Origin of the sequence: Synechococcus sp. UW179A, assembly GCF_900473965.1 — a bacterium.
Taxonomy (GTDB): Bacteria; Cyanobacteriota; Cyanobacteriia; order PCC-6307; family Cyanobiaceae; genus Synechococcus_C.
Genome location: NZ_UCNJ01000018.1, coordinates 35095 through 55191, shown reverse-complemented (window position 1 = coordinate 55191; position 20097 = coordinate 35095). Strand labels below are relative to the sequence as shown.

General features: G+C 59.8%; 24 protein-coding genes. 11 read left to right on the top strand and 13 right to left on the bottom strand.

Going from position 1 to position 20097, the window contains the following annotated elements; all coding sequences use genetic code 11:
* Window positions 1–95: 95 nt before the first annotated feature.
* On the bottom strand, window positions 96–215 hold the full coding sequence (locus DXY31_RS09260; protein ID WP_006172424.1) for a photosystem II reaction center protein I: 120 nt from the start codon (window positions 213–215) through the stop codon (window positions 96–98).
* Window positions 216–276: 61 nt separating this feature from the next.
* On the opposite strand from DXY31_RS09260, the gene DXY31_RS09255 reads away from it, so the two are divergent.
* Window positions 277–3255 (top strand): alpha-mannosidase, encoded by a 2979-nt coding sequence (locus DXY31_RS09255; RefSeq protein ID WP_114993650.1) that lies wholly within the window; start codon window positions 277–279, stop codon window positions 3253–3255.
* Here the strand turns inward: DXY31_RS09255 and psbN are convergent.
* Entirely contained in the window at window positions 3243–3383 is a 141-nt protein-coding gene (gene psbN / locus DXY31_RS09250) for a photosystem II reaction center protein PsbN (RefSeq protein WP_066904736.1), read from the bottom strand. The two genes, DXY31_RS09255 and psbN, sit on opposite strands and share 13 nt — an antisense overlap.
* Window positions 3384–3469: 86 nt before the next feature.
* Between psbN and psbH the strand changes: the two genes are divergently transcribed.
* Genes psbH through DXY31_RS09230 form a run of 4 tightly spaced genes read left to right on the top strand, consistent with a single transcriptional unit; the run spans window position 3470 to window position 4825 of the window.
* On the top strand, window positions 3470–3670 hold the full coding sequence (gene psbH, locus DXY31_RS09245; protein WP_066904734.1) for a photosystem II reaction center phosphoprotein PsbH: 201 nt from the start codon (window positions 3470–3472) through the stop codon (window positions 3668–3670).
* A 22-nt stretch (window positions 3671–3692) separates the two neighbouring features.
* On the top strand, window positions 3693–3932 hold the full coding sequence (locus DXY31_RS09240; protein ID WP_114993497.1) for a TatA/E family twin arginine-targeting protein translocase: 240 nt from the start codon (window positions 3693–3695) through the stop codon (window positions 3930–3932).
* A 6-nt stretch (window positions 3933–3938) separates the two neighbouring features.
* Window positions 3939–4568 carry an aminoacyl-tRNA hydrolase gene (gene pth / locus DXY31_RS09235; RefSeq protein WP_114993649.1) on the top strand — a complete coding sequence of 210 codons (630 nt, stop codon included), beginning with the start codon at window positions 3939–3941 and terminating at the stop codon, window positions 4566–4568.
* Entirely contained in the window at window positions 4568–4825 is a 258-nt protein-coding gene (locus DXY31_RS09230; protein WP_114993496.1) for a DUF3146 family protein, read from the top strand. The genes pth and DXY31_RS09230 overlap by 1 nt, the downstream gene beginning before the upstream one ends.
* Here DXY31_RS09230 and DXY31_RS09225 read toward each other — a convergent pair.
* The 4 genes from DXY31_RS09225 to rph form a co-directional block, all read right to left on the bottom strand.
* A complete protein-coding gene (locus DXY31_RS09225; RefSeq protein WP_114993495.1) occupies window positions 4803–5240 on the bottom strand; it encodes a resolvase in 438 nt (145 codons plus the stop codon). The two genes, DXY31_RS09230 and DXY31_RS09225, sit on opposite strands and share 23 nt — an antisense overlap.
* A complete protein-coding gene (locus DXY31_RS09220; protein ID WP_114993494.1) occupies window positions 5237–6448 on the bottom strand; it encodes a DUF3084 domain-containing protein in 1212 nt (403 codons plus the stop codon). The genes DXY31_RS09225 and DXY31_RS09220 overlap by 4 nt, the downstream gene beginning before the upstream one ends.
* A 58-nt stretch (window positions 6449–6506) precedes the next feature.
* Complete coding sequence (ntcA, locus tag DXY31_RS09215) at window positions 6507–7241, bottom strand: global nitrogen regulator NtcA (protein WP_114993493.1); 735 nt, start codon at window positions 7239–7241, stop codon at window positions 6507–6509.
* 75 nt (window positions 7242–7316) lie between these two features.
* Window positions 7317–8042: a ribonuclease PH gene (gene rph, locus DXY31_RS09210; RefSeq protein ID WP_114993492.1), complete on the bottom strand. Its 726-nt coding sequence runs from the start codon at window positions 8040–8042 to the stop codon at window positions 7317–7319.
* 143 nt (window positions 8043–8185) lie between these two features.
* On the opposite strand from rph, the gene DXY31_RS09205 reads away from it, so the two are divergent.
* Both DXY31_RS09205 and dcd read left to right on the top strand, forming a co-directional pair.
* A complete protein-coding gene (locus DXY31_RS09205) occupies window positions 8186–8794 on the top strand; it encodes a cob(I)yrinic acid a,c-diamide adenosyltransferase (protein WP_114993491.1) in 609 nt (202 codons plus the stop codon).
* Window positions 8794–9387, top strand: a complete 594-nt coding sequence (gene dcd / locus DXY31_RS09200; RefSeq protein WP_114993490.1) for a dCTP deaminase — start codon at window positions 8794–8796, stop codon at window positions 9385–9387. The genes DXY31_RS09205 and dcd overlap by 1 nt, the downstream gene beginning before the upstream one ends.
* 30 nt (window positions 9388–9417) lie before the next feature.
* On the opposite strand, the gene thyX is transcribed toward dcd, so the two are convergent.
* Together thyX and DXY31_RS09190 are read right to left on the bottom strand one after the other, a co-directional pair.
* Window positions 9418–10143, bottom strand: coding sequence for an FAD-dependent thymidylate synthase (gene thyX / locus DXY31_RS09195; RefSeq protein WP_114993489.1), 726 nt, complete (start codon window positions 10141–10143; stop codon window positions 9418–9420).
* Between the two features lie 67 nt (window positions 10144–10210).
* On the bottom strand, window positions 10211–10756 hold the full coding sequence (locus tag DXY31_RS09190) for a thioredoxin domain-containing protein (RefSeq protein ID WP_114993488.1): 546 nt from the start codon (window positions 10754–10756) through the stop codon (window positions 10211–10213).
* A 120-nt stretch (window positions 10757–10876) separates the two neighbouring features.
* On the opposite strand from DXY31_RS09190, the gene DXY31_RS09185 reads away from it, so the two are divergent.
* The gene (locus DXY31_RS09185) at window positions 10877–11386 is read left to right on the top strand and encodes a hypothetical protein (RefSeq protein ID WP_114993487.1); all 510 of its coding nucleotides are present in this window, start codon (window positions 10877–10879) and stop codon (window positions 11384–11386) included.
* Here DXY31_RS09185 and DXY31_RS09180 read toward each other — a convergent pair.
* Window positions 11348–13405: a transglycosylase SLT domain-containing protein gene (locus DXY31_RS09180; protein WP_371639275.1), complete on the bottom strand. Its 2058-nt coding sequence runs from the start codon at window positions 13403–13405 to the stop codon at window positions 11348–11350. The genes DXY31_RS09185 and DXY31_RS09180 overlap by 39 nt on opposite strands.
* Before the next feature lie 49 nt (window positions 13406–13454).
* Here DXY31_RS09180 and DXY31_RS09175 point away from each other — a divergent pair, with 49 nt between their 5' ends.
* Both DXY31_RS09175 and glmM read left to right on the top strand, forming a co-directional pair.
* Entirely contained in the window at window positions 13455–13658 is a 204-nt protein-coding gene (locus DXY31_RS09175) for a hypothetical protein (RefSeq protein ID WP_114993485.1), read from the top strand.
* An 86-nt stretch (window positions 13659–13744) separates the two neighbouring features.
* On the top strand, window positions 13745–15133 hold the full coding sequence (gene glmM, locus DXY31_RS09170; RefSeq protein WP_114993484.1) for a phosphoglucosamine mutase: 1389 nt from the start codon (window positions 13745–13747) through the stop codon (window positions 15131–15133).
* Here the strand turns inward: glmM and DXY31_RS09165 are convergent.
* From DXY31_RS09165 to DXY31_RS09150, 4 genes are read right to left on the bottom strand one after another with little or no spacing between them, the layout of a single operon-like run.
* Entirely contained in the window at window positions 15120–16145 is a 1026-nt protein-coding gene (locus DXY31_RS09165) for a BadF/BadG/BcrA/BcrD ATPase family protein (protein WP_114993648.1), read from the bottom strand. The genes glmM and DXY31_RS09165 overlap by 14 nt on opposite strands.
* Entirely contained in the window at window positions 16100–17398 is a 1299-nt protein-coding gene (locus tag DXY31_RS09160) for an IctB family putative bicarbonate transporter (protein WP_114993483.1), read from the bottom strand. The genes DXY31_RS09165 and DXY31_RS09160 overlap by 46 nt, the downstream gene beginning before the upstream one ends.
* Window positions 17398–18105, bottom strand: coding sequence for a tRNA (guanosine(46)-N7)-methyltransferase TrmB (trmB, locus tag DXY31_RS09155; protein ID WP_114993482.1), 708 nt, complete (start codon window positions 18103–18105; stop codon window positions 17398–17400). The genes DXY31_RS09160 and trmB overlap by 1 nt, the downstream gene beginning before the upstream one ends.
* Window positions 18105–19415 carry an FIST N-terminal domain-containing protein gene (locus DXY31_RS09150; RefSeq protein WP_114993647.1) on the bottom strand — a complete coding sequence of 437 codons (1311 nt, stop codon included), beginning with the start codon at window positions 19413–19415 and terminating at the stop codon, window positions 18105–18107. Before DXY31_RS09150 ends, trmB begins: the two co-directional genes overlap by 1 nt.
* 70 nt (window positions 19416–19485) lie before the next feature.
* Here DXY31_RS09150 and DXY31_RS09145 point away from each other — a divergent pair, with 70 nt between their 5' ends.
* Window positions 19486–20097 (top strand): DUF3177 family protein, encoded by a 612-nt coding sequence (locus DXY31_RS09145; RefSeq protein WP_114993481.1) that lies wholly within the window; start codon window positions 19486–19488, stop codon window positions 20095–20097.

The window sequence follows — 20097 nt, the reverse complement described above, 5'->3', positions numbered from 1 at the left end:
CGGTGATCCTCACACGATCATCCTCAGCATTGGTCCTGGAATGACCAGTGTTCGTCGTGACCCCTGAACGGTGTTCGCTCAGATCACGTCAGCACTCAATCTTCCAGGTCCTTACGACTCGGGGTGCGGCTGGGATCACTCGCCAAAAATCCAAAGACGAAGATCCCGATAAAAAAGAAGACGACCGAGTAAACGGAAATCTTGAGGGCGAGCATGGAGACCGACCGGCGTCTGGGATAGCGCCATCATCTTATGGCTCAAGGTTGTGAGATCACGATGCAGCCCCCTCTACAGACCCGGCGATTGGCGTGGATTGAAACGTTTCGAAGTCGCAGCCGCCTCGATCTGCTGCCTTTTTGGCATCGTTGCGCCGATTTCCACAGGAATTCCGTCCTTGAAGAGCCCTGGGGGGCGCAGCATCGACCTGACTGGGCGAAGCGAGGACTGTTGATCTGGCCAAGAGGGGGCGTTTGGTTGCGAATTGAGCAGACCATGACCTGGCCAGAGCACTGGCAACACAGTGAAAACAGCCTTGAACGGCTCGTGCTCAGTTGGTGGGCAGACCAGGTGCGGCTCTGGGTGGATGGGGTTCTTGTGCATGAAGGCGACTTGTTCGACACCCGTTGCCGTTGGAAGCTGCCTGTTCACTGGAGGCATGGGGCAGGGCTGAGGTTGCTTCTTGAGCTGCGCAGTCCTTGTCATGACGATGGAGCACTGATTAGCAGTGATCTGGTCCGGGAGCCCGCGTTGCCCGCTGTTGATCCCCAGGGGTGTTTGCTTCCCCAGGCCCTTGAACTTGCCGGTACCAACGCAGACTCTCTGCCTGACTCATGGCTCGACTGCGATCCGCTCTCCAACAAGGCGGCAGCCCAGGTTGATCAACACCTCGCAAAGCAGGCTCGTGCCACCGGTGGACTGCACTGGGTGGGTCATGCCCATCTTGATCTGGCCTGGTTGTGGCCAGTTGCTGACACCTGGCAGGCGGCGGAACGCACCTTTCGCTCTGCTTTGCAGCTGATGGAGCTCTTCCCGGAGCTGCATTTCGCCCACTCCACTCCGGCCCTATACGAGTGGATGGAACGGCACCGCCCTGCGCTGTTTACACGCATCCAGCAGGCCAGTCGCCTGGGACGTTGGGAGCCCATTAACGGTCCCTGGGTTGAGACCGACTGTGTTCTTGTGAGCACGGCTTCTCTCTGGCGGCAATTTGCAATGGGTCAGGAGACCAGTCAGAGACAGTTCCCTGAGTGGACACATGATCTGGCTTGGTTGCCGGACAGTTTCGGATTTGCGTCCGGGCTGCCGGCCGTTGCACGCGCCACCGGCGTTCGCTGGTTCTGCACGCACAAACTGGCGTGGAATGCCACCAACGTTTTCCCGCACCGTCTGTTTCGCTGGCAAAGCCGCGGCGGCGCTGAGTTGCTGGCCTTGATGCTGCCAGGCATCGGCACCGATGCCGATCCTCTGGCCATGCAGCAGGAACAGCAGCGCTTCCAGCTCAAGACAGGAGTGGATCAGGCGTTGTGGTTGCCCGGGGTTGGTGATCACGGCGGTGGACCGACCAGAGAAATGCTGGAAGAAATGCAGCTCTGGCAAGATCATCCAAAGAGCTCCCCACGCAGAGCAGGCACGGTGCGTGAGTACCTAGGCCAGCTTGAGCCGCTCAGCTCTTCGTTACCTGTGTGGAGGGATGAGCTGTACTTGGAACTGCATCGGGGCTGTGCCACATCACGCCCCGATCAGAAACGACACAACCGCACCTTGGAGAGATTGTTGCGAGAGGCTGATCTGGTCGAGGCTCTTGGGGCTGAATCCAAGCAGCGGCAAGACTGGCAGGTGCTTCTGTTCCAGCAGTTTCACGACATCCTCCCTGGAACATCCATTCCTGAGGTGTTTGATCAGGCGGAGCATCAATGGCGAGGGGCCCGCCGTCGTGCAGCAATGGCGCGGACTGCCGGTCTCCATCAGTTGCTCAGTCGTGCATCGTCCGATGACTCAAGGCCTAAGCAAAGCTGTCAACGCTGGGCCTGGTGCGGCCTTCAGCCTCTGCAGCGCTGGACTCCCCTGGTTCGTCTGCCGCGCGGTGGCTGGTGTTGTGAGGGCAAGAACCTCCCATCACAGGCGGCTCCGGGCGGGGATTTGTGGGTGCAGTTGCCGGAGGCAAAGGGGATTACGGCCTTGCCTCTGGAGTGTTATTCAGACCCCCCAGCGGTTGCCACAGCTGCTTCTGCTGTGCGGAATCCGGTGCGTGTCCAGCTCATTGCTGAGCAGAGCTGGCGCCTTTGCAACGGTCTACTGACGCTTGAGCTGGACCACAGAGGATTGACCCGACTGCAGGATCAGCAGGGTGTTGATCAGCTTTCAGAGCCACTGCATTTCAGGCGCTACCGCGACCAGGGTGAGTTCTGGGATGCCTGGGACCTGGCGGCGGATTATCCGCAGCACCAACTGCCGATGGCTGCTGAATGGCAGGTGGAACTAGTGGAGCAGGGCCCTCTGGTGGCCAGGATCGTGCTGCGCAGCTCAATCGAGAGCAGTGCGATGCGTATGGATGTGTTGCTGCGAGCTGATAGTCCTGCCGTTGAACTGCAAGTGACCATCGACTGGCGTCAGACCCATGAACTGCTTCGCATGGTCTGTCCCTTGGTCAGACCAGCTGTTCGCTGGGCGGCGGACACCAGTGGCGGTGTGATCGAACGACCCGCTGTTGCCTTGACACCCTGGGAACAAGCCCGTTGGGAGCTTCCTGTGATCTCCTGGTTGGCGAGTGAGGAAGCTGCCTCCGGTGGTGGGCTTGGCGTTTTACTCGACGGTCCTCAGGGCGTTGATGCAGGCCCGCATCATCTGGGTGTGTCCTTGTTGCGCGGGCCGACCTGGCCTGATCCATCAGCTGACCAGCGATTGCATCGTCATCGACTGGCCCTGATGCCTGTTCCTCGGGGGTGGTATCGGGATGGCCTCACACAGGCAGCCATTCAATTCCGCGAACCCGGTTGGATGGGTCCGATCGAACTCTTTAAGCGTTGGCAGGGGCTACCTGCACTACCCAACACATTGGTGCCGGTTTCGATTCGAGCTGATCAATCCCCTGACGCTGTGAGAGGCGCTGTTCTCATCCAGCTGCTGAACCCAGGCAGCGCAAGGGTGAACTGGTCGCCTGGAGATGAGGGCTGGTGGATTCAGGATCAACAGCACTCAGTGGTGATCTCCCCTGGAGCACTCCAAGAGCTTCGCTTGACCCCTCAGTCGTCATGATCGTCAAAGGGATCGTCCAGGCGCTTCGACGGTGGTCCGAAGGCTGTGTAAACGCCAAAACCGGTGAGCCCAAAGAGGGCAGTAAGCACGGCAATCGACACCGACAGCGCCGGGGAGGAGCTTTCCATCACATCTCTCGACAGGATCGACCCTGTTACGGGTCGGGACCCTTACAGTATCGGAACTGAACTTCACCCGAGACCTCAGGGCCGCTATGGCACAACGCACTCGTTTGGGCGATCTGCTCCGTCCACTCAACTCCGAGTACGGCAAGGTTGTCCCTGGTTGGGGAACAACTCCTGTCATGGGCATCTTTATGGTGCTGTTTCTGGTTTTCCTGCTGGTGATCCTTCAGCTCTACAACCAGTCTCTGATCCTCGAGGGAATCAACGTGAACTGGAACGGCGGCGCCTGATTCGGCCCGTTCATCCCCTTCCATGAACATCTTCGGCATCGGACTCCCTGAAATGGCCGTCATCGGAGCTGTGGCGCTCCTGGTGTTCGGCCCAAAGCGGCTACCTGAATTCGGCCGGACGCTTGGCAAAACTTTGAAAGGTTTTCAGACTGCTTCGAAGGAGTTCGAGCGGGAAATCAGTAAGGCTATGGCAGATCCAGAGGAACTTCCACATTCCTCCCCAACGGATTCAGCGTCATCACCCAAGGGTTCTGAGGACTGATCGGTGATCAAGCGTGGTGACCTCCGTCTGGTGGTCGGACTGGGCAATCCCGGCGAAAAATATGCATCGACCCGCCACAATGTTGGGTTCATGGCTCTTGAGCTGCTCACAAACCGTGAAGGTGGGCGTTTTAAGCCAATGTCAAAGCTTCAGGGTGATCTCGCTGATGTGGGTTCAGGTTGCGCTCGACTCAGGCTGCTGATGCCACAGACTTACATGAACGACAGTGGGCGTTCGATCCGTGCAGCGCTGGATTGGTTTGATCTAGGGATTCACCAGTTGATCGTGCTCGTCGATGACATGGACCTGCCGCTCGGACGGTTGCGTCTGCGCGCGCGGGGTGGTGCAGGTGGACATAACGGTTTGAAGAGCACCATTCAGCACCTCGGCACACAGGAATTCGCCCGACTTCGCATTGGTATCGGCGCTCCCGGTCGTAATCCAGAGGAACGTCGTGCTCGCACGGTCTCCCATGTTCTCGGTCAGTTCAACCGTGCTGAGGAACCTCTGCTCCAGGACGTGCTTCGGGAAGTGTTGTCCGGCCTCGATCACATTCAGCGACAAGGCCTGGATCGGGCTGGAAACGCCATCAATGCAGTGAATCTGGCGCCTGCTGCTGATGGCGAACCGGCCTGATGGCGCGCCTGCCTGTCACCACAGCTCATCTCCGGGTGCACCAGCACAGCTTCCGAGACAAATGTCTGCAGGGAGAGGTTCAGGCCGGCGGTTTTACTTGGACATTTCACTGGTTGTTTGACCGGGGTGAGCTGAGCGTGGAGCCTTCCCTGGGCAGAGCGCTGATTCAGGACGCGTTGCTTCGTTTCCTTGTGAAATCCGACTACAGGCTGGAAGCCGGCGGCGACTACAGCTTTACCGTGAGAGCTCGTTTCTAAGTGGTGCTGGTCCAGGCCAAAGGATCTCGCGACCGAGCTCGGATTCAAGAATCACCAGGGCTGCCAGAGCATCCAGTTCGGTGGGCGGTAGCAGCAGGCCTTGGGGGATCAATCGCCGCCATCCCTTTGGAGGCCAGAGCTGCCAGTACCGCTTGCGTGCCCGAAGTGTGGTGCCGCGCTCATCCACCAGCTTCACGGGAAGATCTTGAGGAAGCTGTTCTCTCAAGCCGTCGCTGGCTGTGCCATTCCCCAGCACCATGCCTTCAATAGGTGCGATCTGCTTCCAGCACTGAAGGGTGTCCAGCACATCCTCTGTTGCCACCACTCGCCCTTCGATGACGCAGTCCCTGTCGCAATCAACCAAGACCAGGCCGCATTTGTTGCGTCCAGGGTCAACCGAGACGATCCGGCTCATGGGGTGACGTCCTGGCGCGTCGATGTTGGGCGCAGCCGGCGGCTCGGACGCAGCTCGATGGCAATGGGATCGGCGGTTTCACTGCGCCGCACGGCCACCGCTTCGAGTTCAACCCGTCCACCACTGCGTTCGGTCAGCTCCCGGGCAAGCGAGTTGACGCCATTGGCATTGAATTGAAGTCCTTGGCTGAGCGATCCCCGTCGGCGTACCTCTGCAAGGGTGGACGCCAGCAGCAGGTTGATGCGGTTTCGCACCGCTTCAGGACTGGTGTCCTGGCTGGCAAGAGTGGTTTTGGCCAGAACTTCTCCCTCAATGGTGATGGCCACATTGGGTCGAACATCCGGGAAGGCGTAAACCACGCGCTCACCACGCAGCACATTGGCCGCTGAGCGCAGCAGCACCACCCAGGTGCCTGGTTTTCGGATGGCTGTTTCCAGCCTTTCAATGTCCTGGCGGGGCACGAGGATGATCTGGCGATCAGGCGCCTGTCCAGGCAGAACTTTCTGATAGGCCTGCAGATTGGCTTCCCGCAGCACCTGGTCAATCACTTGGCGGGCTTGATCAGGACGATCCAGCTTGAGCGTGACGGTGGCCAGTGGCTGGCCACTGCTGATGGCCACATCGCCACGCCGTAGTGCCAGCAGGTTTTCCTCTAGTTGCTGGAGCTCCGCTTCGCCGGAGCTGATGCGTTCGCGCACCGCCCGAAGTTCATCGTCCGTGCGCTGGATTTCCGCATCGCGGTTGCGCACGTCTTGGCTGAGTCTCTGTCGTTCCGCCTCAAGTCGGCGCGTCTGTTCCTGCAGCGGTTGAAGTGTGCTGCGCAGCTCACCGGCCCGTGCCTGGGCATCAGCCAGGATCTTCCTGGCTTTGATTTCATCGGCGCGAGCCTGCTCGAGTTGTTGACGGGCCTTTTGTTGAGCCCTGCGGCTTCCTTTCAGATCGGAGCGGCTGCTGCGCAGTCGTGCTTCCAAGTCGTTGAGTTCAAAGAGGCCAACGCGCAGCTGACGGCTCACCAGCAGCATCAGACCCAGCGATAGGGCACTGATCAGGCTCCCCGTTAGCACTGTGATCACCACAGCGGTTTGACGTGGGCGAAGCCCAAAAAGGCTCAGCCGAGCCTTGCCGACCCTTGAGCCCAGTCGATCACCAAGGGTCGAGAGCACTCCCCCAAGGATCAACAGGGACAGCAGCAGAAGCCACCCGGTCACGGACGTTCAAACATGCGGCAGGCCGCTGAGGTGCTGCCCATCTTCACCTGTCGAGGAATTAACTGAAACGTTTGGCCAGCGCAATCGGATCCAGAACGGTGATTTTCTTGCGGTCAATTTCGACCAGACCTGAATTGCGCAAATCGCCAAGCAGTCGCGTGATCGTGACACGCGTGGATCCGATCGCTTCAGCGATGGCCTGGTGAGACAAACGCAGGTCAATGGTGATGCCCTGGGCCCCAGGCATGCCGAAGTCTCTGCAGAGGACAAGCAGAAAGCTCACCAACCGGGAGGACATATCCCGGTGTGTGAGGGTTTCGATCATGGTCTCGGTCTGCAGAATTCGGCTGGAGAGACCCTGCAGTAGAAGCAGTCCCACGCTGGTGTCCGCTTCGATTGCCTGGCGCACTGAGCTCGCCGGTGCTGTCACCATCTCGACTCTGGTGAATGCCACGGAGTGATAAAAGCGATCGGAGCGATGCCCGGTGAGTAGTGAGAGCACGCCGAACAGGCTGTTCTCTCTCAGCAGGGCAACGGTGATCTCTTCTCCCGACTCGTACACCCTCGACAGACGCACGGCCCCTCGTCGGATCAGATAAACGCGCTCGGCGGGGTCGCCAGGGAAAAAGATCGTCTTGTTCCGCTCCACCATTTCGGTGCTGGCGCCATCCAGATCACGGATCACTTCCAGCAGGGTTCGGCTGGCGGGGTTGGGCGCATTGGTCAGGCTTGTCTCTGTGGATCGCCCAGGTTGGGGAGCAGTCCGACTGAAGCCGCGCATTACTTCGGCCATGACCAACGCATCAATTCCGGGAAGTTACGGAGCGATGCGTTGTCACCCTGTAGCAACGCACACGGTTCTCCTGGCTCAGTCTTTATGGAGTGCATTCAGCTGTGCAGCCATGAGTTGCTTGAGCCCTGGTTCGGCAAGGTCCAGAAGGCTGTTGAGCTGCTGGCGACTGAATGGCGCACCCTCCGCAGTGCCTTGCAGCTCCAGCAGATCGCCAGCGTTGTTCATCACCACATTGAGATCCACATCGGCCCGACTGTCTTCGCTGTAGTCCAGATCGAGCAGGGGATGCCCCTCGATCAGGCCCACAGAGACCGCTGCCACTTGGTTGACAACAGGATTGCTGCTGATGCGGCCTTGTGCAAGCAGCCGTTCGCAGGCCTTCTGCAGGGCGAGCCATGCACCAGTGATTGCCGCAGTCCGAGTTCCAGCATCCGCTTGAATCACATCGCAGTCGATTAGCAGTGTGTTTTCTCCCAGAGCCTCCATGTCGATTGCGGCTCGCAGGCTGCGGCCGATCAGGCGTTGGATCTCCTGGGTTCGTCCTGACAATTTCATGAGTTCCCTGCGCTGACGATCAGGGGTGGATCCCGGCAGAAGACGGTATTCAGCACTGAGCCAGCCCAGGCCCTGATCACGTCGCCAGCGTGGGACGCCATCTTCCTGGCAGATGCTGCAAAGCACGGTGGTGCGTCCGGTGCGAACGATGACGGAGCTCAGAGCGAAGCCCATGGGATCCCAGTCGACGGAGAAGGTCCTGAGATCGGCGGGTTGGCGACCATCGTTGCGCTGGGTCTCGCTCATGGGGCAAAGGATCGGGATCTTGAGCCTGCCAGTTGGCGTAGAGACACCAGGGATGGTGTCAAAGGGATTGTGATTTGCATTTTCGCCGCTAGATTCGAATTCCGCTGGGTCGATTGGATTCAGTTACGACGGAAGCGACTGAGATGACAGCCAGCCTGAGCCCCAGCCATCGCTCCAGCGAACAGAGCGATGCCGATCAACGGGCTCTCAATCGTGCAGGCTTGCATCCCTTGCCCTCGCTCCAGCCTCATCAGCCCCTGCATCTGGTGGCCCCTGAAGGGCAGTTGCAGGTGCATACAGCCCCCTATCGAGGCAGTTTTGGCACGGTGCTTAGTCAGGCCCTGCGTTCCGCTGGGCTTGGCAGCCGTGTTGCAGTGATGCAGTTTCTCAAGGGTGGAGTTGCTCAGGGGCCTGATGCGGCAATTACCCTCTGTGATCGCATGGTCTGGATGAGGCCGGCGGTGATGGGTTGTCTTTCGGACCCGGCCAGCTCATCTGAATCCACGACAGTGGATGCTGTTCAGGCGGTCTGGCAGATCTGTCGCCGCCACCTGGCTAGTGGGGATCTCGATCAGTTGGTTCTAGATGAACTCGGTTTGGCCATTGCACTCGGCTATCTGAACGAAGCTGACGTGCGTGACAGCCTTGATGCACGCCCTGGTTCTATGGATGTGATCATCACAGGACCGTCGATTCCGGAATCTCTTATGGGCCTGGCAGATCAAGTGACGGAACTGCGTAGGGGTTTCTGATGCTTAAGAACGATCGTTGGATCACTGAACAGGCTGCAGCCGGCATGCTTGAACCCTTTCAGAGGGGCTTGATTCGTCATCTGGACCCTGAACAGAAGCTTGCACCTGTTCTCAGCTTTGGATGTTCCTCCTACGGCTATGACCTGCGTTTATCGCCTCGGGAATTTCTGATTTTTAAGCATGTTCCTGGAACAGTGATGAACCCCAAACGGTTCAATCCTGGAAACCTTGAACCCACAGAGCTTCACCATGATGACGATGGTGACTACTTCATCCTTCCGGCCCATTCCTATGGCTTGGGCGTGGCTCTAGAAAAGATGAAGGTACCGCCGAACATCACTGTGATCTGTCTCGGCAAGAGCACTTATGCACGACTAGGGATCATCGTGAACACCACACCTGCTGAGGCCAGCTGGGAGGGGCATCTCACGCTTGAATTCAGCAATAGCTCAGGAGCTGACTGCCGCATCTATGCCAATGAAGGCATCTGCCAGCTGCTGTTCTTTGAAGGTGATCCTTGTGACACCACCTACAGCGATCGCCAGGGCAAATATCAGCATCAACCTGAACAAGTGACATTAGCCAAGGTTTAAGGCCGACAAGATATGGATATCGCCTCTTCGTCAGGGCGCCAATCGCGCCTTGTGTAGGCGGTTTTTTTCGTACCAGTCAGCAAACTCAGGTGCCCAGCTCTGGAGATGCGGCCACATCAGGTCACAGAGCTCTCTGATTTCCTGTTGCGCATCAAGTTTGGAACGCAGATCCAGGAAGTGAAGGAAGGCTCGCAGACTGAAACTGACAACAAAGTGCTGTCGGTAGTCAAACGGCAGGATGCCTCGGGCATGCTCTTCAGAAAAGCCTTCGCGTAACAGATCGCGATAGCGCTCCGCTGCCTGTTGGCAGAGTTTCAGATCGATCAATCTGTGTTCGAATGCATAGGTGTATTTCTTGCCAAGCCGGTCTCGATACTCCCCCACCGGACGCAGATAGAACACTTCCTCAAGATCCAGTTCCCCATCAGCAGCTCGGCAGATGCGCTCGCCGGTATAACGCATCGATTGCACATCGAAGCTCACGCCCACCCGGTGCGTTCTGGCTTGCTGCATCACCGAGTGAGGAAACCAGCCCACGTTCAGCACGATCTGGGCATGTTCCAGTGGTCCGTAATGTCCTTTCATGCCACCCAGCAATCGTTTGATGCAAATTTCCCCAGCTCTCGTTTCGTTCGGCCACTGATCGCGTTCCATCACCACGAATCCCTCGCTGTAGTCCTGGTGCATGCCGGCATACACGCTCTGCTGGGGATTGGGCGTGGCGGCGATCAGTTCGACCCGGAAGCGGGAATCCATGAGGTTTTGAGGTTTCGGGTACGGGGTGTCGGTCGATCATCGCCTCCCCAGTCAGTATTGACCGGAGTTATGAGTGGCTTCGTGGACCGGCGGAATCCACCGAGGCAGCCTCCGGAAGAGGACTTGTGCTGCCTACGCCGGACAGAGCTGGAAGTGGGCCGCCGTCCAACAAGGCATTGGCGATCGAATCCAGCTCGGCTTCACTACGCCCTCCGAGCGAGCGGCCTCGCATTGTGCCGTCTGAAGAGAACAGGTTGAGCTGAGGAATTCCAGTCACGTCGTAGCGAGCCGTCAGGTCAAGCCAGCGCGGATTGTCGATGTTGACGAGAACCACGTCCAGATCGGCACTGTGGCGTTGCTCAACCTCCAGCATCGCTGGAGCCATCTCCCGGCAGACCTCGCACCAGTCGGCATAGAACTCGAGGATCGTGGGTCGACCGTTGCTGAGAGCCACTTCCGGAGACAGTGAACGTCGGGCGAGCTGATCAAGCGGCGATTCGATCGAACCGCCGTTGCGCACCAGGAAAAGGCCGACAGCCAACACCAGGGCTGAAACCAGCAACAGAATTTTCTGAAGTGTGGTGAGGCTGGAGTTTGAAGCGCTGTCGGTCATCCTGGACTGACATCAATGACACCACTCTGACAGGACAAACCGCTTGCTGTTGCTAGCGTCTGACCGCAGATGATCGCGTCGTTAATCGACGTTTGTCCGCCGCGAATCTGCCCCAAGCCGATGCCCGTCTTGCGTTTTCTCTTGCTACCGCTTCGGGCCCCGCTGCTGATCGTTCTGTTCGTGGTGTCGCTGTTCCTCGGCCATCACTGGGCGATCCAGGAGGCCTGGCTGGCCGAGGCCCATTCGATTTCGGTGAGCACGTTCTGGGCTCTCGAGCTGATCCAGGCGGTGGTGGTGGTTGTGATTTGCACCATGCCCGATCTACTGCTCCGTCAGCTTTCAATGCTGATGGCGTCCAGTCGAGTGCTCAGTTTGGTGGTCACTCTCACACTGTTGATCACTGTTGGCCTCTACGTTCTCAGTCTGAGTCTGTTGTCGGATGTGCTGATTCTGGGGTCCGCCACCCTGCTGGCACGCCTTGACCTGAGCCGCATCAAAGTGGTTCCCCCTCCGCAGTTGATGGCGTTCTGGCTTGCGGTAATCGTGATCGCCGGCATCTGGATCGGGCATGACCTGCCCAACCCCCCGACTTCACTCGGTGCAGCCATCAGTGCTGAGATCGTTGCCTGAGCTGTTGTTCAGATAAGCCCAGAGATTGCCGAGCACTTTCTTGGTGTAAAGACGGGTTTCAGGGTATGGAATGCGTTCGACCCACAACTCAGGGTCTTGATCGAGTTCAGGGCTCACCCACGATCCTGCTGCGCCCGGCCCAGCGTTGTAGCTGGCCACTGTCAGCCATGGGTTGCCTTGCCAAAGCTCCAGGAGACCTTCTAGGTAGCGGGCTCCGAGAATGGCATTCCGTTCTGGTTCGCGCAGGTCATCGGCATTGAGCTGTTCTCCCGCAACTTCGGCGGCAGTGGTCGGCATCAGTTGCAAGAGCCCCACTGCACCAACTGGTGAAGACACACTGGGGGAAAATCGGGATTCTTGGCGGGCAACAGCCAGAAGTAACTCCAATCGCACCTTTTCCTGCGCTGAAGCTTTCAGGAACAGGGGCAGCAATGGTTGGGGGTGAAGGCTGTTGTGCAGCAGCTGACGGGTGTTGCAGGTTGGTGACACCAGGCGCAGGCTGGCTCGCCACAGCCGACTTAGACCGGTCCAGTGGTCATTCATCCCCAGCCGAAGTCGCCCTTCCACTAGGAGCTGTTGCGGCGATGGTTCGGCGTTGCCTGCATCGCTGCGCCAGGTCTCCCAGGCCTCCTGATTCATGCCAAGGCGCCAGAGCTGGTCAATCAAGGGATTGCCGCTATTGAGAGGGCTCCAGGTCTGGACAGAGTTCAGGCGGTCAGTCTCTGTGGCATTGATGACCTTGTCTCCTGAGAGCTCAGGCAAGTTGCCAGATCCAAGCCTGGCCTGAGCTCGCCAGGTGTAATAGCCGGGTGGCTGCTCACGCGTCAGTGTCTGCCAAATCTTTTTGGCACCGTTGTTGTCTCCGAGTTTGTCCAGGCTCATCCCCAGCCAGAACTGCTGGCGAGCACGCAGGGGGTCAGGCAGACGTTCAGCTGGGATCGCAGCCAACCATGACCGTGCCAGGTCCCATTGACCGGTCAGTAGCGCGTCACGAGCCAGGTCCCATTGCAGTTGCCAGCTTGCTGGATGGCCTGGCCATCGTTTCAGCACGACCAGCCCTCCATCGCCCCCTGACAGACGGACCCGGGCTGCGGCCACATCGGCTGATCGTTTCTGTAGGGATTCAGGCAAAGCGTCGATGAGGGCCTGTTTCGGACGCAAGGGCTCGCTCAGCAGCGCTGCTGACTCCAGTGCCTCTTCGCTGTCTGGATGATCCTTGGCCAGCTGCAACAACATCGCTTCACCGCGCTGCTGTTGATCCTTGTTGCCTCGAAGCAATGTGCGCCCGATCGTCAGCGCCTGCGACGGCGCCAGCGGTGTTCCTTGCAGACAAAGTTCAGCGGATCGGCCATCACCAAGCTCTGCCAGGGCGGCGGCGAGTTGCAGACGCTGTTGCTGCTCAAGTCCTTGGCCTGTTACGTCGCCACAGGCCTGGCGAAGCAGACGCTGCGCTCCTGGCCAGCTGGCTCCCCAACGGGCCAGATGAAGGGCATTGGTTTGGACCAAAGCCTGATCGGCGTCGTCCGGTAATTCGGCGGCAGCCGCTAGAGCAGCGGGATGGGCAGGTTGAAGTCTGAGCAACTCCTCCTTCAGTTGCTGCTGGCGATCAGCAAGGTGATAGCGGGCATCGGCACTGGCCACGGAAGTGGGAAAACGTCGGAGCAGATCGCTCCAGTGCTGTCGCTCCTCCTCATTGCGGCCCAGCGACTTTGCCGCCAGAGCTTGTTGTTTGAGGGCGACTGCGGCCAGTGGGTCTGGCCCCCAGCCCTGTCCGCTGAGCAGGTGCCTGCGTCTTTGCGGAGAATCGCCGCTACGGCCGCCCAGCATCAAGGCCGCTTCTCGCCGCTGCTCAGGGTTCGCGGACCAGCGGTAGTGCCTCCAGAGCTGGGCATCACTCAACTCTGGCGTGATCGGAGTGTGCTGACTGCGCAACATGGCGCGACCCCCCAGGATCGCCAGAACAGTCAGAAGCGTGGTGCCACCGAGAAGCAGCGGTCCGCGGGTCTCTCGAGTGTTCAAGCCATGGCTGGAAACTGCTGGCATTCTGTGCCCAGCAGGATCGAACTGGATGGTTGCTCAGCGTCGGCAACCCAGGCCTGGCCAGCGCCAACGCTTGCGTCTGGTTATGGCTTTAGGGCTGGCTTTTTTGGTTTGGGGCCTGCGCTGGCTGTGGCCGTTGCAGTGGCTGCCTGGCTGGGTCGTGCTGCTGGTGGGTTTATGGGCTCTGCTCGAGCTGGCAGCACTGCTGCTTGTGCCTCAGCGATGGAATTGATTGGCATCGTGCGGCTGAGGGCCTGTCACTGGTTCAGGGATCGGTTGTCTCAAGGCTCTTAAGGTTCAGTCCACAAATGAGACCATATGGCCTCTCCTGCTGCCCATCCGCTTGGCTCACTCCAGTCCCCCGAGGTCAGTTTCGGGACAGATGGTTTGCGGGGGCGCGTCGGTTCGGCGATCACTCCTGCTCTGGCATTGCAGGTGGGTTTCTGGTGCGGGCGAGTCTTGCCACCGGATGGTCCCGTCCTGATCGGGATGGATTCCCGCTGCAGCGGTTCGATGGTTGTGGCAGCACTGACCGCAGGCCTAACTGCTGCAGGTCGCGAGGTCTGGACTCTTGGCCTTTGTCCCACACCGGCGGTTCCAGGCCTCATCCGTCGCTTTCAGGCATCGGGTGGGCTGATGGTTTCTGCAAGTCACAACCCGCCTGAAGACAATGGCATCAAAGTGTTCGGGCCTGACGGCAGCAAGCTGGGTTCTGCGTTGCAAAGCCGCATCGAATCCGGTCTGCGTGGAGAAACTGATGCTGCTGGGCCGGTGAGCGCCTGTGGAGCTGCAAGCCACCGCGCTGAATTGCTGGAGCACTATCGCGACAGTCTGCTGAGCAGCGTTCAGCATCAGCGTCTGGATGGCGTACCGATCGTGCTCGATCTGTGTTGGGGTTCTGCCACCGCCTGCGGTGCAGAGGTCTTCCGCTCACTTGGGGCCGACCTCACCCTGCTGCATGCAGTCGCTGACGGCGAACGCATCAACGTGGGTTGTGGATCCACCCATCTTGGCCCTCTGCGTAAGGCGGTGATCGAACGTGGCGCGGCCATGGGCTTCGCTTTCGATGGTGATGCCGATCGGATGCTTGCAGTCGACGGTCGTGGCCGCGTGGTTGATGGTGACCACGTCCTCTATCTCTGGGGATCTGTGCTTCAAGACAGCGGTGCTCTGCCTGATCAGCGCCTGGTCGCCACGGTGATGTCCAACCTTGGATTTGAGCGGGCCTGGCAGGCGAGAGGTGGGCAGCTGGAGCGGACTCCGGTGGGAGACCAGCATGTGCACGCGGCCATGGTGAGTAGTGGTGCAGCTCTTGGAGGTGAACAGTCCGGACACATCCTTTCTTCAGCCCATGGACTCGCCGGGGATGGGGTTCTTACTGCCCTTCAGCTCGCCACTCTCTGCCATGGCCAGCAGATGACTCTCGAGGATTGGCTTGACCGCAGCTTCCAGGCCTATCCCCAGAAGCTGGTGAATGTACGAGTCACAGACTTAGCCCGTCGCAAGGGTTGGGCCGAGTGCGCCCCGCTGCGAGAGCTGGTCGACGAAGCAAAACGTTCGATGGCCGACGACGGCAGGGTTTTGGTGCGCGCAAGCGGCACCGAACCTCTGTTGCGGGTGATGGTGGAAGCGGCTGAAGCGGATGTGGTGGAACTCTGGACCGGTCGCCTGGCTGAGGCCGCAGACCGCCATCTCAATGTGGCTTGAGGGCAGATCGTTCCAGGGCGCAGGCCAGCGCACCATCACAGGCATCCCCCGACGCTGACTGCCAAGTGCTCTCCGGCAGCAGCTCGAAGATTGCTTTGTTGACGAGTTGACGGAACTCTGACAAATGCTCCAGTGCTCCCCCGCGGGCGCCTAGTGATTGCGTCTTCAGATCGAGTGCCTGAGCAGTGGCACCTACTGCCAGAGCGAGCGCTGAGGCCGACTGCTGGAGGATTGCCCGAGCGGCTGCATCTCCTTCTGCGGCTGCAGCGTCGACCAGCGGCGCTAACTTTGCCTGATCGGCGACTTCATGGAAGGGGCTCACCACGAGAGATTTGAGTTCGGCGGCGCTGCGACAGTTCAGTGCATCCCAGAGCCGATGGCGCAGGGGCCCATCAGCAGCACGGCCGTCGGCCATCTTCACGCTCAGTTGAAGTGCATGATGGCCAATGTCAAAGGCAGATCCCGCGCCATCCAGACGCCAGCCCCAGCCCCCGCAACGATGCTCGCGGCCATTGGAATCCCGACCAACCACAATCATTCCGGTACCACTGATCAGCACGATGCCCGCCTGGTCGGGGAATGCGCCCCGCAAGGCGGTGCGTTCGTCGCCGGTTGCCAGACAGCGAGCTTCGGGTAGCTGTAGCTCTGAAGCGAGAAGCGCTCCGCCCCTCGCCTGCACGGGAGTCCCAACCTCAATGCCGCTCGCTCCGATTGCAGCAGCACTGATCGGTTCTGCCTCATCGGGATTGAGTCCCAATCGCTGGGTCCAGTCGAGTCGGGCACTGTTGAGGCTGGCGCGGATGGCAGAGCGAAAGCGCTCTTCGCCGTCATCGGCATCCAGATGACTCACTCCAGGCCCTGAACCGTCAGCGACTCTCTTCAGCTTCCCGTTCTCCCAGACACTGAGCCGGCAGCGGCAATTGGTTTGACCGGCATCAAAACCAGCCAGGATGGGCAAGGGCTTGTTCAAGAGTTCCGGGGCATCTGGCTCAGGGTGGCGAGGCAGAACCATCCGCTGATTTGCACTTCCGGGCGGAAGAAGATCGTGTCGGCTGCGCCCTGGATGAGCAATCCGGCAATGGCCGCCAGGCAGCCCAGGCAGGGAAGAGCAAGTTCTGAGTTTGCGGTGAGTGCTCGTAAGCCATTGCGGATGCTGGCAACCCCGAGCCCCAGGCAGGCGATTAGGCCAGGGATGCCCGTTTCAACGAGGATTTCAAGCGGTACTGAATAGGCGCTGAGGGCGTTGAACTTCGGTTGCTGGTAGAGAGGGTAAACGCTGTTGAAGGCTGCATTCCCTGGGCCGATGCCCAGCCAGGGACGGTCCTGGATCATGTCGATGGCTGCCAGCCAGACGTTGATGCGGAAATTGTTGGAACTGTCGCCTCGACCTGCCAGCAGGCTGGCGACTCTGGTGCGGATCGGTTCCAGCTGAGTGGCAGCAATGGCGAGCACCACCCCCGTGACCACAAGCAGCGCCAGGGGCAGAAGCCGTCGCCAGAACGCTGGCCAGTGGCGGATGTAGCGGAGCAGCAGCAGTAGCAGCAGTGCACCCACTGAGGCCACCATGCCGAGCCAGCCTCCGCGGCTATAGCTGAACAGTGTTGAAGCACAGCCAAGAGTCAGTGCTGTAGCGGCGTAGAGCCTGGATCCCCAGCCACGCCATCGGATCATGGCCACCATGGCGATGGGCAGGATGGGAACGAGGTACCCCGCCAGCAGGTTGGGGTTGCCCAGTGGCCCGTAAATGCGGATGGTGCCCTCCGCCACCGAGTTGGGATCGGCCCAGCGAGCGAGCTCCTCTGTGGGGGCATAAAGCTGACGTAATGCCAGCAAGCTGCTGAGCAGAGATCCTCCCAGCAAGGCCGCGACTAAACGGTCCCACCATTCAGGCTTCACACTCAGCAGCTGGCGCATCAGTGCATACACGCCGAGGTAGCTGACCAATTTCAGGAGCCCTTTGGCGGCGGCGCTCGGTACGGGTGAAAAACCGCTGGCCAGTAACGCCACTGCCAGGAATAGCAGCAGCCAGCCACTGATCGTGCCAATGCGAGCGGGAGTCCGAGTAAGTGACCAGAGCAGCCAGAGGGCTCCGCAGGCCAGCATGATCAACCCCAGGCCTGTACGCGTAAGCACTGGCAGTCCGGCCATCAGCAGGATCAGCACAATCCCCGCCAGGTCGCTAATGCGCTTCTGCTGTGCCGCGGAACCTGGCAGGAGTCCTTGCCAGCGCAGCAGCCAGGGGGTCGGGGCCGAAGCCTCAGCCATCAGTGATTGAGAGGAACATCAGCAGGATTATCGACCCGTTGCCAGGCGATCTCCAGTTCTTCCCGCTCCGGTAGTGGCTGTTTGTTGCGGCGGTATAGCACCCTGTAGGCGGGCAGCCCCTGCTCCTCCGCGTAGCGCTCGCGTTCCGTCGGCACCGGCAGGGGATTGTCGGCTCGCCAGGGACGGCTGTCTTCGCTGGGACGCTCAAAGCAACCGCTCAGTTCCACAAGGGTCACCATGGGTTCCACCACCTCCAAGACATCGCTTTGCAAAAACAGTTCGCGATTGGGGCTGAGCGCTGCCGCGATTGCTAGCAGCAGAGAGGGCTGCATCACCCGGCGTTTGCGGTGGCGACGCTTGAACCAGGGATCTGGGAATTGGATGCTCACCAGCTGCAACTGATCTCTGGACAGCTCCGCAAGCCAGCCTTCCAGGCTGATGTTGGCGTTGCAAAAGAGGTAATGGAGGTTATGTCGCTCCAGTCGGTCGCGGTCACGCTGGGCTGCCAGCACGAGCGGACGTCTGATTTCCACTCCTAAATGATTCCAATCGGGTTTCAGTGCTGACAGTTCTAAAAGACAGACGCCTCGGGCGCAGCCGATATCCAGATGAAGGGGGCGATGTGCTGAGTCGAACAGCTGATCGGGCCCGGGCAGCTCTAAGGGCAGTTGAAAGAAGCGGCTGAGGGGATTGACGTGCTGCCGCATCAGGACCGCGGTACAGCCTCAGATTCGGGCGGATCGCAGCGCAACAGACCCCAGCAGGCGGTGTAACCGTGCAGATGTGTGGCACCCCCAAGAGGTCCGATCTCGCCATTGCAGAAGCTGCCAGCAACCGGAAGTTGCGGAAAGACCTCGCGAGCGATGGTCACATCGCCATCAGGGTTGCCGAACAGGCCTTTGCCCCGGCCCATACAGGCGAATAGGACTCCCATCAGTGGTGCTGACTCGCTGCTTTGATCCCGCCGGCTCTGCAACAGCTGTCGGGCTTCCAGTCTGGATGCCTGCGCTTCACGCAGCTGGAACTGCACGTTTTGTCCAGCACGGACGCGATCGGCAACTGCAACAGCGCCGTTGCGGGGATCAACGCCGATCAGATTGCGCACCAGAAAGGCTCTTTCGGGGCGATCGGCTGATACGCCGCCCTGATTCAGCCCAGCCAGCATGGCGTCCGCAACCAATTCCTCCCGCTCCACACCCAGGAACAGTGAGTGCTGTACCAGCTCCCTGTCCTCGGCGCTGAGATCGGCGAGCACACGCTGCAGGCAGGCCACCGGACTGGCGCGGCGGTCGCCGTCACTCAGTTCGAGCAGAACGTTGCGTTGAGCCTGTTCGATGGCGAAGACCGGTCCGATCGGTCGGCATCCCTGGGCGACCACTGGATCCAGGCTCCAGGTTCCGCCGATGCTGAGCCCAATTGCTCCCCCGACAACCTGATTGTCGTAGAGCAGTGAGCCATGATCAGCGTTGTGAGGGACAGCGATGCCTCCGACTTTGGCGATACCGGGGTAGGCGTAATCCAGTCCGCTGACCAGATCGTTGATGGAATTACATCCCGGATCGAGCAGCAGCAACATCGAACGACTGTGGGCAGGGTTCACCCCCACCCAGTCCTGCCAGTTCTTGGCGGCTCCATCAAGATCGGGCAGTTGGGTGCTGTCGAGACTGAAGCTGCTCAGTTCAGCCCCTGGAAGGTTGAGGAGAGTGATGCTGAGTGCTGGAGTGCGTTCCAGCTCATGGGCTTCCCCTGCGGTTGTGGTGCCAACGACCCCACCTCCCAGACAACCCAGCCAGTGTTTGGCGTTGAGGCGTTGTTGCAGCAGGGGTAGAAGGCGGGTCAGATCGCTCGCGAAGTGACTCGAGATAAAGACCAACGCTAGATCGGCCTCATTTGAGCCCAGAGCAGTGGTCACGTCCCGTGCAGCGTCCTCAAGAGAAGGCTTGCTGGAAAGGGCATGTCGGCATCGGGCCTGCAGCCCGCGGCTCCGGAACCAGTCGAGAGGATTAAACGGAACCATGGATTGGACCTTACCAATCCTTTCGACCTGCTGGATGACCGTGATAATGGCCCTCTGATGTCCCTGGCCGGTGTCCGATTTCACAACACGCACCCTGGTGTGGCTGACCTATCGCCTGGGGGCAACGATTGCTCTCGGGATTCCGCTGGTGCTTCTGATCTGGTCGGGGCTGCGACGTGACCCTGCCCTAGTGAGGTTGCTCGGGATCTACTGGAAAGTGGCGAGCCTGCTGGCCATCAGCGTGCTGTTGCTTACTGATCAACGGCCGATCGGTTATCTCACGGCATTCCTCGCTCCTCTGCTGATGGCTGCGTCTCTGTGGTTCTGGGTTGACCTTAATGAGGAGCTGGCCGACAGCCCTCCTGGTCGTGCGCTGCCGTTCACGGTGCGGGTCTGGCGATGGTCCCTCACAGTTTTCGCTGTGTTCGCTGCCGTGATGTCCGGTTCGGCACTGGGCTGCACCCGTCAGCTTGGGACTGATGCCTGTCGGGTGTGGCTGGAGGCACCCCAGGGGCTGCATCGGGTCGCTGAGCGGGTGTTTGACTTCGTCTTCGGCGGTGAGTGGACGATGGCCGTTGCCGCGTTCATTGGATACGTGGCGCTGGTGGCTTATGTCGTGGGTCTGTTGCAGTGGGCTCTGGTGCGTCTTCCTAAGCAGGGAAGGGTCGCAGGGGATTTCTGA

Bases quoted from the DNA above. Each gene is read 5' to 3' on its own strand.
- DXY31_RS09260 (WP_006172424.1), bottom strand. From the start codon at position 215: ATGCTCGCCCTCAAGATTTCCGTTTACTCGGTCGTCTTCTTTTTTATC.
- DXY31_RS09255 (WP_114993650.1), top strand. From the start codon at position 277: ATGCAGCCCCCTCTACAGACCCGGCGATTGGCGTGGATTGAAACGTTT.
- psbN (WP_066904736.1), bottom strand. From the start codon at position 3,383: ATGGAAAGCTCCTCCCCGGCGCTGTCGGTGTCGATTGCCGTGCTTACT.
- psbH (WP_066904734.1), top strand. From the start codon at position 3,470: ATGGCACAACGCACTCGTTTGGGCGATCTGCTCCGTCCACTCAACTCC.
- DXY31_RS09240 (WP_114993497.1), top strand. From the start codon at position 3,693: ATGAACATCTTCGGCATCGGACTCCCTGAAATGGCCGTCATCGGAGCT.
- DXY31_RS09230 (WP_114993496.1), top strand. From the start codon at position 4,568: ATGGCGCGCCTGCCTGTCACCACAGCTCATCTCCGGGTGCACCAGCAC.
- DXY31_RS09225 (WP_114993495.1), bottom strand. From the start codon at position 5,240: ATGAGCCGGATCGTCTCGGTTGACCCTGGACGCAACAAATGCGGCCTG.
- ntcA (WP_114993493.1), bottom strand. From the start codon at position 7,241: ATGGCCGAAGTAATGCGCGGCTTCAGTCGGACTGCTCCCCAACCTGGG.
- rph (WP_114993492.1), bottom strand. From the start codon at position 8,042: ATGAGCGAGACCCAGCGCAACGATGGTCGCCAACCCGCCGATCTCAGG.
- DXY31_RS09205 (WP_114993491.1), top strand. From the start codon at position 8,186: ATGACAGCCAGCCTGAGCCCCAGCCATCGCTCCAGCGAACAGAGCGAT.
- dcd (WP_114993490.1), top strand. From the start codon at position 8,794: ATGCTTAAGAACGATCGTTGGATCACTGAACAGGCTGCAGCCGGCATG.
- thyX (WP_114993489.1), bottom strand. From the start codon at position 10,143: ATGGATTCCCGCTTCCGGGTCGAACTGATCGCCGCCACGCCCAATCCC.
- DXY31_RS09190 (WP_114993488.1), bottom strand. From the start codon at position 10,756: ATGACCGACAGCGCTTCAAACTCCAGCCTCACCACACTTCAGAAAATT.
- DXY31_RS09185 (WP_114993487.1), top strand. From the start codon at position 10,877: ATGCCCGTCTTGCGTTTTCTCTTGCTACCGCTTCGGGCCCCGCTGCTG.
- DXY31_RS09175 (WP_114993485.1), top strand. From the start codon at position 13,455: ATGGTTGCTCAGCGTCGGCAACCCAGGCCTGGCCAGCGCCAACGCTTG.
- glmM (WP_114993484.1), top strand. From the start codon at position 13,745: ATGGCCTCTCCTGCTGCCCATCCGCTTGGCTCACTCCAGTCCCCCGAG.
- DXY31_RS09165 (WP_114993648.1), bottom strand. From the start codon at position 16,145: ATGGTTCTGCCTCGCCACCCTGAGCCAGATGCCCCGGAACTCTTGAAC.
- DXY31_RS09160 (WP_114993483.1), bottom strand. From the start codon at position 17,398: ATGGCTGAGGCTTCGGCCCCGACCCCCTGGCTGCTGCGCTGGCAAGGA.
- trmB (WP_114993482.1), bottom strand. From the start codon at position 18,105: ATGCGGCAGCACGTCAATCCCCTCAGCCGCTTCTTTCAACTGCCCTTA.
- DXY31_RS09150 (WP_114993647.1), bottom strand. From the start codon at position 19,415: ATGGTTCCGTTTAATCCTCTCGACTGGTTCCGGAGCCGCGGGCTGCAG.